This window comes from Endozoicomonas sp. YOMI1, from assembly GCF_024606345.1.
Taxonomy (GTDB): domain Bacteria; phylum Pseudomonadota; class Gammaproteobacteria; order Pseudomonadales; family Endozoicomonadaceae; genus Endozoicomonas.
The window spans coordinates 1-12,057 of record NZ_JAHHPM010000572.1; the positions used below are offsets into that span (position 1 = coordinate 1).

14 protein-coding genes and 1 pseudogene are annotated in these 12,057 nt (G+C 46.2%); 6 read left to right on the forward strand and 9 right to left on the reverse strand.

Annotated elements, in window-relative coordinates:
- Positions 1–355: 355 nt before the first annotated feature.
- The 4 genes and pseudogenes from KDK15_RS20045 to KDK15_RS20065 all read right to left on the reverse strand — a co-directional run bounded on the left by KDK15_RS20045 (position 356) and on the right by KDK15_RS20065 (position 1,614).
- Positions 356–631, reverse strand: a complete 276-nt coding sequence (locus tag KDK15_RS20045) for a hypothetical protein (RefSeq protein ID WP_257297170.1) — start codon at positions 629–631, stop codon at positions 356–358.
- A 2-nt stretch (positions 632–633) separates the two neighbouring features.
- Positions 634–1,044 (reverse strand): annotated as a pseudogene (locus tag KDK15_RS21635) (HAD-IC family P-type ATPase).
- A complete protein-coding gene (locus KDK15_RS20060) occupies positions 1,044–1,397 on the reverse strand; it encodes a hypothetical protein (protein WP_257297184.1) in 354 nt (117 codons plus the stop codon). Before KDK15_RS20060 ends, KDK15_RS21635 begins: the two are co-directional and overlap by 1 nt.
- Before the next feature lie 55 nt (positions 1,398–1,452).
- Positions 1,453–1,614, reverse strand: coding sequence for an HMA2 domain-containing protein (locus KDK15_RS20065; RefSeq protein WP_257297173.1), 162 nt, complete (start codon positions 1,612–1,614; stop codon positions 1,453–1,455).
- A 100-nt stretch (positions 1,615–1,714) separates the two neighbouring features.
- Here KDK15_RS20065 and KDK15_RS20070 point away from each other — a divergent pair, with 100 nt between their 5' ends.
- On the forward strand, positions 1,715–1,885 hold the full coding sequence (locus tag KDK15_RS20070) for a hypothetical protein (protein WP_257297174.1): 171 nt from the start codon (positions 1,715–1,717) through the stop codon (positions 1,883–1,885).
- A 30-nt stretch (positions 1,886–1,915) separates the two neighbouring features.
- On the opposite strand, the gene KDK15_RS20075 is transcribed toward KDK15_RS20070, so the two are convergent.
- The 3 genes from KDK15_RS20075 to pssA form a co-directional block, all read right to left on the reverse strand.
- A complete protein-coding gene (locus KDK15_RS20075) occupies positions 1,916–2,503 on the reverse strand; it encodes a sulfite oxidase heme-binding subunit YedZ (RefSeq protein WP_257297175.1) in 588 nt (195 codons plus the stop codon).
- 24 nt (positions 2,504–2,527) lie between these two features.
- Positions 2,528–3,565 carry a protein-methionine-sulfoxide reductase catalytic subunit MsrP gene (gene msrP, locus KDK15_RS20080; protein WP_257297176.1) on the reverse strand — a complete coding sequence of 346 codons (1,038 nt, stop codon included), beginning with the start codon at positions 3,563–3,565 and terminating at the stop codon, positions 2,528–2,530.
- A 167-nt stretch (positions 3,566–3,732) separates the two neighbouring features.
- Complete coding sequence (gene pssA, locus KDK15_RS20085) at positions 3,733–4,566, reverse strand: CDP-diacylglycerol--serine O-phosphatidyltransferase (protein ID WP_257297177.1); 834 nt, start codon at positions 4,564–4,566, stop codon at positions 3,733–3,735.
- A gap of 256 nt (positions 4,567–4,822) precedes the next feature.
- Between pssA and KDK15_RS20090 the strand changes: the two genes are divergently transcribed.
- Both KDK15_RS20090 and KDK15_RS20095 read left to right on the forward strand, forming a co-directional pair.
- Complete coding sequence (locus KDK15_RS20090) at positions 4,823–5,023, forward strand: YqaE/Pmp3 family membrane protein (protein WP_257297178.1); 201 nt, start codon at positions 4,823–4,825, stop codon at positions 5,021–5,023.
- Positions 5,020–5,673, forward strand: coding sequence for a DUF2959 domain-containing protein (locus tag KDK15_RS20095; protein WP_257297179.1), 654 nt, complete (start codon positions 5,020–5,022; stop codon positions 5,671–5,673). Before KDK15_RS20090 ends, KDK15_RS20095 begins: the two co-directional genes overlap by 4 nt.
- A 106-nt stretch (positions 5,674–5,779) precedes the next feature.
- Here KDK15_RS20095 and ilvC read toward each other — a convergent pair whose 3' ends face one another.
- Positions 5,780–6,796 (reverse strand): ketol-acid reductoisomerase, encoded by a 1,017-nt coding sequence (gene ilvC / locus KDK15_RS20100; protein ID WP_257297180.1) that lies wholly within the window; start codon positions 6,794–6,796, stop codon positions 5,780–5,782.
- A 229-nt stretch (positions 6,797–7,025) separates the two neighbouring features.
- Between ilvC and ilvY the strand changes: the two genes are divergently transcribed.
- A complete protein-coding gene (gene ilvY / locus KDK15_RS20105; protein WP_257297185.1) occupies positions 7,026–7,934 on the forward strand; it encodes an HTH-type transcriptional activator IlvY in 909 nt (302 codons plus the stop codon).
- A 94-nt stretch (positions 7,935–8,028) separates the two neighbouring features.
- On the opposite strand, the gene KDK15_RS20110 is transcribed toward ilvY, so the two are convergent.
- Positions 8,029–9,078 (reverse strand): hypothetical protein, encoded by a 1,050-nt coding sequence (locus KDK15_RS20110; RefSeq protein ID WP_257297181.1) that lies wholly within the window; start codon positions 9,076–9,078, stop codon positions 8,029–8,031.
- Between the two features lie 847 nt (positions 9,079–9,925).
- On the opposite strand from KDK15_RS20110, the gene KDK15_RS20115 reads away from it, so the two are divergent.
- Together KDK15_RS20115 and KDK15_RS20120 are read left to right on the forward strand one after the other, a co-directional pair.
- Positions 9,926–11,623, forward strand: a complete 1,698-nt coding sequence (locus tag KDK15_RS20115) for a hypothetical protein (protein WP_257297182.1) — start codon at positions 9,926–9,928, stop codon at positions 11,621–11,623.
- Between the two features lie 166 nt (positions 11,624–11,789).
- On the forward strand, positions 11,790–12,057 hold a 268-nt coding region (locus KDK15_RS20120; RefSeq protein WP_257297183.1), incomplete at its 3' end, for an RING finger domain-containing protein.

Here is a 12,057-nt window from a genome sequence, read left to right on the forward strand (position 1 = left end):
CACTGGCTACTGCCAACTGACCACCGAAAGCAAGGCCGCCTATCTTACCGTGGCGGCTTTCGTTGTCAAGCAGTCATTTTCTTCGATGAGAGCGAGAGGCTTTCCAACTCACTGACGTTGCCCGAAGCCTTGTCAGCGGAGGCGCATCTTACCGCGCCGCTTTGATTTGTCAACCGATTGTTTTTCGTTCATTTCAAAACAACCTATTTTCAAACCACACTTCCCAGTCAGCGATGAAGACTCATACCGCTGCCCCGTTGGTAACCGTTTGGGTCAATCCGTGGAAGCGGGGCGAATTATACTCACTTGAATGACTGTGCCAACCCCCGGTTAGTACATATACGACGTTTTTCTATTATGCAGCAGTTATCAGGGGGCTTCTATGCAACTTAGCGCCCAAGCACGACCAGTGTTGTGCATTATGCAACAACGCGCTGACTGCTGGACTAAGCCAGCACATGGCAGCCGCCAGCATGATGCCGCTATTAATATACTCAGTCAGTTTGATATTACTGTGAATCGTCGACATCGCCAGCTGGGCCAGCTGTCGGGTTTCAGCAACGGCATAAAGTTTACCCTTCAATAAAACGACATCCGATGTCTGTCTTGCCAGTTCAGTCCGCTCACACATGACTATACAACATAAGCCATAGTCAACACCGGCGCGTCATTGACACCATCTCCCACAAACATCACTTTTCGACCGGATGCTTTTATCCGCTCGACAATGGCCGACTTACTGTCTGGTGTTACCTCTGCATATACCTGGTTCATCTGTAATTCTTCACCAAGCATCTGAGCTTTGCTGACTCAATCACCGGTAATCATGATCAGCTCATGAATTCCGAGGTTACGCAGTTCATTTAATGTCGCAACAGCATCTTCCCGAAAGTGATCCTTTAACCCGATCATGCCAATCAGCCTTTTATCATGGGAAATAAAGATCAAATGCCGCCCCATTTCCTCATACTTGATTATTTCATGTTCATAGAGCGTAAAATCCACGGACTCATGCTCTTCAAGAAAGTGACGGCCACCCATCATCAGGCAGTAGTCGTCCAGAGTACTTTTGAGACCATGGGCAATAACGTACTCAACTTCAACAAAATGCCATTTTGAGCCGCACGGTACATGATGGATTTAAACGTTACCGGTGTGCCAAGCCCGAGAGCACAGGAATAATCAACCAGAAATACAGAGGCAACCGCATAAACCAGCGCACCTTCTTCCCGGCAGACAGGAACACTCTCTCCGGTCAGCGTCGATTGATTAATAAACGCCACAGCGGATATCACAATCCCATCAGCCGGTATTGCTGAACCTGGCTGCAACTCAATCAGGTCACCAACCTGCAATGCGCCTGATTGAATCAACTCCCGGTTACCATCACCATTGATCCGCTATACCTCACTTTCCTGAGGACGCATCAGGTCAGCCAGTAGCTGATCACTGTTACGGCTGGTTTTCTGCTTCATTGACACGGATATCGTGCAGTCCCTGAATACTCAACAACCCATGCTTAATCCATTCACCGGTATCCGGGTACTCCAGCAGTGCTGCACATTTGAAGCGAATGCGTCCCGGCAAGTGATGCTTAACCTGCAAACCAGTCATTTGTCGTCTTTGTGAAGATTGCGGTAATACTCAAGTTCGGCCTGAGTATCTTCCAGACACTACCATACAGCATATGACTCATAAACGATATGCAGGCTCAGTGGCCATTCAATTTGATAACCACGAACTGGACAGTAAAAATCTGCTGGATATTCTGGACAGTAATGGCTGGCTGCAATCGGATGGTCGCCCTTCTTTTATTGAGAATGCCGTCGTTTCCGGCACAAAGACCTTTACCAGACGTATGGTTGGCCTTAAATCGTCTGGTTAACCCATCAGTCAGCCGAGCATGGAAATATAGCTACCGCTTTCTGCTTAGAGAAAACGCGCGAGTCCTCAGCAGCAACAGGATCGCTAGCAAAGCGCCATAAATGACAGGCTCTGTATAATCACTCTTCACTAACCAGAGAAAATGAATAACCGCAAGAACAGCAGCAGCGTAAACCAGTCGATGCAATTGACTCCACTGCTTACCCAATCGCTTCATCATTTTTTTTGATGAAGTCACACCCAGCGCCATCAGAATCGATAGCGCAAAAGCACCTACGACAATATACGAACGCTTATAAAGGTCTTCTAAAAGTGTTTGCCATTCCCAGGACAGCATAAAAGCCAGGTAAGCCAATAGATGCGAAACCGCATAAAATAAGGCAAACAAGCCCAGCATTCGCCGAAACCGGATCAGTTTTCCTATACCCGTCAGCCGTCGTGCTGGTGAGATGGCCAGCGATAAGAGCAGAAATATTAATGCCCACTCTCCCAGCCCGTGGGTAACAGCACTGGCCGGGTCCGGCCCCAGATTATTTTCCAGTGCCTTGATCATCAAATTGGCTAATGGAAAAAGGCTGAGGGGAAATACAGCAAGCTTGATTTTGGCAATCCGATCCATAGCCTTCTCCTTTATACTGAGAACTTAGTAAAAGCGGGTTAAGTCCATACCCTTATATAAGTCAGCAACTTCTTCGCCGTAGCCATTAAAAAGCCGTGTCTCAATTCGGTTAGGAGAGAGCAGTGTACCTGGCAACCGTCGCTCATGTTTCTGACTCCAGCGAGGGTGGTCAACCGCAGGGTTTACATTGGCATAGAACCCGTACTCTTGGGGTGCTGATGTTTCCCAGGTTGTTTTCGGCTGCTGCTCGGTCAGGCGAATTTTGACAATGGATTTAATACTTTTGAAACCATACTTCCAGGGCACCACCAGCCGGAACGGCGCACCATTCTGATTGGGCAAGATATCGCCGTATAGCCCTGTCGCCATCAGGGTCAGCGGGTTCATGGCTTCATCGATTCTCAGCCCTTCAACATAAGGCCAGTCCAGAGAGCCAAAGGATGCCTTCTGCCCCGGCATCTGCTCAGGATCATGCAGCGTGGTAAACTCGACAAAACGGGCTTTGGACGTTGGCTCAAACTGCTTAAGGATATTGGCCAGCGGGATACCAATCCAGGGAATCACCATGGACCAGGCTTCAACACATCGAAGCCGATAGATGCGCTCTTCCATAGCATGAGGTTTGAGAATATCTTCCAGATGGTATCGACCGGGTTTCGCAACCTCACCTTCCACAACTACCGACCATGGATCGGTTTTCAGAGAATGAGCGTTCCTGACCGGATCATCTTTTCCTGTGCCAAACTCGTAAAAGTTATTGTAGGTAGTAACGACTTTATGTGGTGTAAGTGCTTCAGTCGTCGTGTAAACGTTGGGGTTAAATTCAAGAACCTGCTTTTTTAGCCATTCGGGATCCGGCTGAGAAGGAGTAACATCGTCTTGTGTTTTTTTACTAATGGCTTTGGCTTCGCCTTCCTGCGAGCATCCTGCCAACATCAGCCCCAGCCCGGCCAAAGCAAAACGTCCAGACTGCTGCATAAAGCGTCGTCGGTCATGATAGATATGCTCTGGTGTAATTTCACTACTGCCTGTATCTGAGCGTTTTTTTATTTTCAGTAGCATGATATCTCCTTACCAAGCACTACTTTATTATGGTCATTCCGGCGAGACGATCACACAAATTGACGGTTTCCACATAATGCCAAGGGATATTTCAGAGCTCAAGCACCCATCGTGCTCAGGTATAAAAAAAGCCAGCAACGCTGGCTTTATAAAGAAGCAAAGACAAACTAAACCGTTTCTTCGTGATCACTCTTGTCTTCACCAAGCCGCCAGATCGCGGTAATCGGGCCAGAGCAGGCATAAGCCAGAAAGATCATCAGCAGTGTACGGGGTGGATCCATAAACACCACGGCAAAGGCCAGAACCATCACCAGCAGGAACACAAAGTGTACCCGACCTTTCAGATCAATCTTCTTGAAGCTGTAATAGCGAATATTGCTGACCATGAGAACACCAGCCCCCCCGGTAATCAGCGAGCCCAGCAAGGCAACGATGGTGGACTCACCATTAAAGCCAAAGTCACTTAATGCCCATACCATACCAATCACAACCGCTGCCGCCGCCGGACTGGCCAGACCGGTAAAGTAGCGACTGTCGGTGACTTCAATCTGGGCATTGAACCGGGCCAGCCGCAGGGCTGCGCAAGCCGCATAGACAAACGCAATCATCCAGCCAAACTTGCCAAGATCCTGCAGCGCCCAGCTGAAAACCACCATGGCCGGGGCGACACCAAAGGTGACCATATCCGCCAGACTGTCATACTGCTCACCAAACTTGCTCATGGTGTTGGTCATCCTGGCGACTCGACCATCCAGACCATCCAGAATCATGGCGACAAATACGGCAATACAGGCCAGGGAAAAATGACCCGCCTGCGCAGCAATAATGGCGTAAAAACCGCAAAACAGGTTGCCGGTAGTGAAAAGGTTGGGTAACAGATAGATCCCTTTGCGACGGATAGCCTGCCCTTCTTCAATCACCTCTTCTTCGTGCTCGTCTATAGGAAAAAAACCGTCGACGGCATCGTTATTACTCTCCGGCTTTTCCACTTTCTCAGTCATTGGCACATCTGCTCATCATTACAGAACCAGCGTAAGACTTTACCACGAATACGCTTTTTGAGGGACACCGTCAGATCAAACATTAGCTCAGAGCCGACCACTGCGGACATCGTTTACCAAGTGAAGACCAGAACCGCTCAGCGCCAGCATGCAGACGAACATCATTTCGGTAAATCCATTAGGCAGGGTAGCCACTGAAAAAACCTTGTGATACAAAATCGGGCAATATTTATATTAGTGAACAGGTTTACAGGTTATGCGCTATTTTCTGGCCATTATTTTACCGCCGCTGGCCGTGCTACTTTGCGGTAAGCCATTTCAAGTGATTTTGAATATCATCCTTACCTTATGTGCCTGGCTGCCGGGCGTTATCCATGCGTTGTTCGTGGTGAATAGCTATTTGGCCGACAAACGCAACAAAGAACTGATCGACGCCATTGAGAAGAATCACCGATGAAAATTTCAACACTGAATACAGCCACCCTGTTTGTGGTGACGCTCCTGCTGACAGGCTGCCAGAGCACTTATTACAGCGCCATGGAAAAAGTAGGCATCCATAAGCGCGATATTATGGTAGATCGCATTGAAGATACCCAAACTGCACAGGAACAGGCACAGGCGCAATTCCAAAGCGCACTGGAACAGTTTCAGAGTGTCATCAACTTTGATGGTGACGACCTGGAAGCCGCCTACAACGACCTGAACTCAGAATACCAGGGCAGCCTGGCCGCTGCAGAGAAAGTAAGAGGCCGCATTGCCAGCGTCCAGAGTGTATCTGATGCGCTGTTTGACGAATGGGAAGACGAACTCAATCTCTACAAGAGCGACAGCCTGCGCAGGGCCAGTGCCCAGAAGCTGAAAGACACCCGACGTCAGTATCAGCGAATGATGGTCAGTCTGGAAAAATCTGAACAACGAATGCAGCCAGTGCTGGATGCCTTTCAGGATCAGGTGCTTTATCTGAAGCATAACCTGAATGCCCGGGCCATCAGCGCATTGAAAGGAGAGTTCAACACCATCAAGGCGGATATTGATCGCCTGATCAGTGATATGCAGGTTTCCATTGACCAGTCACGGCAGTTTATTCAAGCGCTCAAGCAGTCCTGATATTCGGTCCCTGATATTCAACAATGTGGCCCCCATAGAAAAACAGGATATTTCTTGCGAAATATCCTGTTTTTTCAAATGGAAACGCTAAATTCTCAGTCAGAGCTTAGTTTTTCTCTTTATCAACCAGCTTGTTAGCGGTGATCCAGGGCATCATTTCACGCAGCTGGGCACCCACCTTCTCAATCGGGTGGGCCGCATTGTTGCGACGATAGGCGGTCATGGATGGATAATTCAGAGCACCTTCAGAGATAAACTTCTTGGCATACTCACCGTTCTGAATATCTTTCAGCGCTTCACGCATCGCCTTGCGGGACTCGTCGTTGATAACCCGTGGACCGGTCACATATTCACCATACTCCGCATTGTTGGAGATGGAGTAGTTCATATTGGCAATACCGCCTTCGTACATCAGGTCAACAATCAGCTTAAGCTCATGGAGACACTCAAAGTAAGCCATTTCCGGTGCATAGCCAGCTTCCGTCAGGGTTTCAAAACCGGCCTTGACCAGCTCAACAGCACCACCACAAAGCACGGCCTGTTCACCAAAAAGGTCAGTTTCCGTTTCGTCTTTAAACGTCGTTTCGATGATACCGGTACGACCACCACCGACACCTGATGCGTAGGAGAGCGCAACGTCTTTGGCCTGGCCGGAAGCATCCTGGAAAATAGCAATCAGGTCAGGAATGCCGCCGCCTTTAACGAACTCTGAGCGCACAGTATGGCCCGGAGCCTTGGGGGCAATCATGATGACATCAAGATCAGCACGAGGTACCACCTGGTTGTAATGGATGGCGAAACCATGGGCAAAAGCCAGGGTTGCTCCCTGCTTCAGGTTCGGTTCAATCACCTCTCTGTAAAGCTGGGACTGGAACTCGTCCGGCGTCAGAATCATAACCACATCAGCCTGGGCAACAGCCTGGGGTACTTCTGCCACCAAGAGACCGGCGGCTTCCGCCTTGGCCCGGGAAGAGGAGTCCTTACGCAGGCCAACCGTTACTTCAACACCAGAGTCTTTCAGGTTATTAGCGTGGGCATGACCCTGAGAGCCATAGCCAATGATAGAGACTTTCTTGCCACGGATAATGGAGAGGTCACAGTCTTTATCGTAATAAACTTTCATCGAATAACTCCTGAAAGAAAACACCGGTCCGGTATGCATTCCCACGCAGAGCGAGGGAACGAGGGTTGCGTTGTATGGGTATTAGCGCTTTTCTGCACTGGGAGGCTGTCCGCTCTCTCAACTTGGAGTACACCATACCCGATAGGTGATTCTGCGTATAGTTGCATTTAGTGATATATTTGCAACTTAAAATTGCAAAATATGAAATAACCTTGATTTATATATGGCTATAGACCTTCGCCCTCTGAAACAGTTCCTCGCGCTGGCCGAATCCCTGCACTTTAACAGGGCCAGCCTTATTTGCCATGTCAGCCCATCAACCCTGAGTCGCAACATCAAACAGCTGGAGGACCAGCTGGGGGTGACACTGTTTGAAAGGAATAATCGAATTGTCTCGCTAACACCAAAAGGCAAACGATTTCAGGCTTATGCCCGTGAAGCGCTCTCTCAATGGGACATTATTCATAATGAACTGGCGGCTGGTGCCGGGAAACTTCATGGCTCATTGAGCATGTATTGCTCAGTCACCGCCAGTTATAGCTTTCTCTATGAGATTCTCAGCCAGTTTCGACCAAGATACCCGGGCATTGAAATCAAACTGCATACCGGTGATCCTGAGCCAGCGATTCAAAGGGTATTAACCGAACAGGAAGACCTGGCCATTGCCGCCAGGCCGGACAGCCTTCCCACCGGACTGACATTTCAGCAAATAGCCGTTTCACCGCTACAGTTTATTGCCCCTGTTGAATCCCAGCTACCAAAATCCCTTTATGAAAAAACACTGCTGGTTGACGACTTTGAAGGCATTCCCATGATTCTGCAGGAGAAAGGAATAGCAAGGCAAAGACTGGATTGCTGGTTTCAGGTTAATGGCAGGCACCCGGAAATCTATGCCCAGGTGGCTGGCAATGAGGCCATTGTCAGTATGGTCAGCCTTGGTTTTGGTGTCGGTGTGGTCCCTGAGATTGTCTTGAATAACAGCCCGCTGGCTGGAAATGTTCAGGTGTTAATCGTCAGTCCGGAACTTAAGCCTTATAAAGTGGGGCTGTGTGTATTGGAAAAGAAGTTGAAGAATCCACTGATTGCCGCATTCTGGCGCCAGCTGTCCGAGAGTCAGGGTTTGGTCGTCACCAAATAAGTTGTCGCTATGACAGCTTTCATGCGTAACCCTGTTCTTTGGGCAACGAGCTGTGAAACAGATACGTTCCTGAGGATGATCAAGCCCACTCCTTTTAATGCCCTTCCGGTGTACCAGAGCGGGGCAAAGGATCCTCCAGCACTATCTCTAAATGCAGAGAGTCATTTTTCACGAATTCAGTATTGTCCAGATCATTCAGCATCAAGAATTTAGGAAAGCCCCATCCGGTGTTTACCAGATTTGGGGGGGTTTGGAAACCTGGCTTGTCGTCAGAGGCAAACGTTACCGCTTCATTTTTGCGAGGGTCATTTTGATTTACCAGAGACAACGTTATTATCTTACTCATTGGCCAGCTAATTTGCTTATCGTATTGACCTTGCCATAAGGCAACATAGACCCTGAGATAACTTCTTCCACTATCGTGTTCATAAGGAGAAATTTGTCCGGATACACAATAGCAGTCTGTTGTATAAACTGCAGGAGAATAATAACTCTGATTTTTCTTTGATACGGCATCTGCCAACCATGACTGGAATCCATCTATTCGCCATAAAAATACGTCAACACATTTACCTGTATTGTCAGGCGACGCCACGGGAGACAATGTTCCAGCCGTTAAGATAGCTCGCTGCTGGTTAGTCAGGTATCTTCTCTCGGCGGCTAAATTGGCGGCAACAAATTGCCGGATACATCTGCGAACTGCACCATTGGATTGCTGCTCCATATTACCAGTGCGTGCCTCCAATCGATCAAGCCGCGTTCGTATTTTGTCTATTGCCTCAATCGAATTGCATACATAGCCAATGGTTCCACCCAATAATGGCATCAGGCCATCTGAATCTTGTTTCAACTTCTGATTGAATCGTTGATCCAGCGCTTCATATTTCTGATTCAGAGATTCTATCATCGTACTTTGTTTTTTCTCTGCATTCGTGAGTTTTCCTTGCAGCTCTTTTATCTGCAGACCCTGCATCATTAATTTGGTTCTGTCGGGAATTCCTATGCACTCATCCAAGTGAGATTTGACCTCCTGGTAAGGTCCTTCCCAAGTGCAGGCTGGTTTATGGTGAGGCTCGAAGGTGGTAATAGAAGGGCATGGTATTTTTGTGTGCCTGAAACTGCGGGTTTCGGCAATGTCATCCACGATATCGGTGCCGTCGAACGGACATTTGGGCTTTTCAGTCAGGATTGGTGGGCTGGAGGTAAACTGACAGTCCCGACACAAAAGATGCCCTTCCCCAAGACACTGCGCTATCGATGTTATCAAGTGGTTTTCACCACTGCATTTTATTCTTTTCGAAGGAAAATCCATTGTAAAACAGACGTTTCGATGAAAAAAAGTTGCCGTTTGGGATTTTCCTGAAACATCGGTTGAATCACTGGTATTTGCAGTGGCGAGTGAGACTTGGGCTGAAGCCGGTACCATTCTGATTTCCTCTTGGATTACACTGGAATTTTTGCTGATTATTCGCAATATCATCCGGTGACCTACACATCACCCAGTCTAGATCTTATCTGAGATGGAACAAGTGCCTATTCCACACCCTGGCTTGGCACGATGATTGATCCCGCCTATCCTCTTTCCAATCCTTGCAGTGGAAGAATTCTTGTAACCCCCTTAAACCGTCGTAAGCCCCTACAAGGTGTTATTGTAAATAACCAACCGGTTAGTGATTTATGGAAAAGAAAATTGTTTACAACTTAACTATATTAACCCGACAGCTATGAATTACACGTATTGACGCTTTCGCAGCCAATTACGGGAAGTTGGTTAGGAGATACATCATGATTAACAATAACTGCCCAGTTCAAACCCAACTTACCGATGAACTGTTAAAACAAAAAAAATAATTAAACGAGAAAAAGATGACCAGAATATTACTGATAACTCTGCCTGTCTGGAAACCCATAGTTTAAACAGATTTCAGAATGATATTTGTGCAACTTCTGTCATAAACCAGGTAAACAAACCGGAAAATACTCCAGAAAAATTGTCTGATGAAACCCCGTATAAACTAGAACATTATTCTGTTTCAACTCCTGAAGGAATTACATGGCATGATCGAAAAAGAACAGCTTATGAAAGTTCCACAACAGAGGTGCTTCCAGTAAATATAAAAGCACGTAAAGAGCCTTCTATTATCGAAAGCGTTATTCTTCAAAAAGCTGATTGCTTAATAACAAGGGACAATCAATGGATATCTTTTCTTCAGGATTTTTTTAAGCAGATACCGATTCAAGCATCATCTATAAATAGAATCACCTCTTTACAAACTAAAGCTGGAAAAGTTAAAGAAATCGTTTTTCTGGTAGAACATTTCTCAAATAATAGGGGTTATGGCAATTTAAATCTGTATATAGAATTCTTAAGGAATTTTGTCAGACTTTCTCCTGGCACTTTAAATCTAATTCGCTTTTCTGGCTGTGAATACACTCTACACGACAAATTACCAAATCTTCTTTCCGGTTTACCTGACCGTGACATTGATGAATTTATCATTCATGAGGATCACAGATTATCGTTACCGAAAATAAGCCACGATAAGATATTTGGTATTCCATACGTAATACAAGATAGAATACCAACCATTTTTTTATCAAAAAACACACTGCAAATTTACACCGTTTGGGACTCGTTTAAAATAGCACCAAAAGCCCCATTATTTCAAATAACTAACTATAGATGGTTCCCTGGGTGTGTAAGGAAAAACCTCCCGAAAAATCAAGAAAATCCTCTGCCCATTTATCCGTACGAGGCAAATAAAAATACGTCAACACCAGAGTTAATGAAAAGGGAGATAGCTAACAGCTTACAAAATCAGGCAATACATGGTTATGATACTGAAAAATTAGCTCAATTTTTTACCGAATTATTTCAATCGGCCAAAGAAAATCAAATATATTTAGCCCTTTTTTATCATTGTGCCGGGATGACGAAACATCGGTATTACAATTACACAAACGCTGCTAAAGTGTGTTTTAGCGATAAGCCTATCATCATTATTGCACCACACAGCGGGAAAAAGCGCCTGTTTGAGTTGGTTTGTTACTTTTCCAATATCCCCATTTATGCACCGGGAGCCAGCACCGCTAATATCGCTCAGTGCTTAAATAAACCCTATCTGGCGGAAATTGGTGGTCATCAAATGACAACAATAGGCAATCCGGAATTCTTAGGTGGCTGGAAGGTAGCAAATGGTGCATTTGATTTGGATTCATTCCGTACGCAGGAGGTCAAATCGGCCCTATTAACAATGAGCAAAGAGCAAATTAAGTTATGTGACAGACATAACTACAAGCTATGGCGTAATCCTGAGAATGCCCACTTAGAAGTCCGTAAAATATGTGAGCAAATCACCGACGGTATCCTAATATATCATGGGCTAATCGCAACACTGATTCCACATTTTTTTAATGGTACGGACACCTCAAAAATCCATGAATATACCGAACTCTCAGCTGATGACCGACAAAGTTACTTTACGCGGTTATTAGACGAAGGTAGATTACCCGAGTTTTGCCAGTACGTTTGTGATAAATCCAATGAGATACTGCTGGATTATATGTCACGAGCGACTACGCCAGGAGAAAGTTTTTATGAACTGGCCAGGGAATTACAACAAAAGGCATTGCATCCTGACAACAACATGATGCTGGAAGTATTAGAAAGAAATCTTCCGAATAACTGACATCCGGCTAAAAATTAACAGGCAATGCTTTTGGTAAGCAAAACAGCCCCCCACTTTTTTTCTACAGAGGAACGGAACTAATAGCTTATGGGCCAGTCCTAATCGTTCAGGCAGCTTAAAATATGAGTTATTTGGCAAACATCTGTATCGTAGTGATTATTTAGTAATGAATAATGTCCATCATCGTAACCCGATATCAACTGCAGCCTCGTTGGTCTCTCAAGCAGAAGATGTGGAAACTGAACAATGCGCTATCTGCCTTGAAAACCCGGGTAATAGTCGTATTGCTGCAATGTTTCCCTGTACCCATATCTATCATAAGCAGTGCATTGATAAGTGGCTTAAAGATCCAAGGCATACCGATTTCGGTTGTCCAATCTGTAAACGGAAAATTACCCATTGTTTGTACCCTGAGAAGACGCCACTCCACGTGG

What these genes read in the sequence shown, in the direction of transcription:
- KDK15_RS20045 (WP_257297170.1), bottom strand. Translation starts at nt 631, where the DNA reads ATGTGTGAGCGGACTGAACTGGCAAGACAGACATCGGATGTCGTTTTA.
- KDK15_RS20065 (WP_257297173.1), bottom strand. Translation starts at nt 1,614, where the DNA reads ATGACTGGTTTGCAGGTTAAGCATCACTTGCCGGGACGCATTCGCTTC.
- KDK15_RS20075 (WP_257297175.1), bottom strand. Translation starts at nt 2,503, where the DNA reads ATGGATCGGATTGCCAAAATCAAGCTTGCTGTATTTCCCCTCAGCCTT.
- msrP (WP_257297176.1), bottom strand. Translation starts at nt 3,565, where the DNA reads ATGCTACTGAAAATAAAAAAACGCTCAGATACAGGCAGTAGTGAAATT.
- pssA (WP_257297177.1), bottom strand. Translation starts at nt 4,566, where the DNA reads ATGACTGAGAAAGTGGAAAAGCCGGAGAGTAATAACGATGCCGTCGAC.
- KDK15_RS20090 (WP_257297178.1), top strand. Translation starts at nt 4,823, where the DNA reads ATGCGCTATTTTCTGGCCATTATTTTACCGCCGCTGGCCGTGCTACTT.
- KDK15_RS20095 (WP_257297179.1), top strand. Translation starts at nt 5,020, where the DNA reads ATGAAAATTTCAACACTGAATACAGCCACCCTGTTTGTGGTGACGCTC.
- ilvC (WP_257297180.1), bottom strand. Translation starts at nt 6,796, where the DNA reads ATGAAAGTTTATTACGATAAAGACTGTGACCTCTCCATTATCCGTGGC.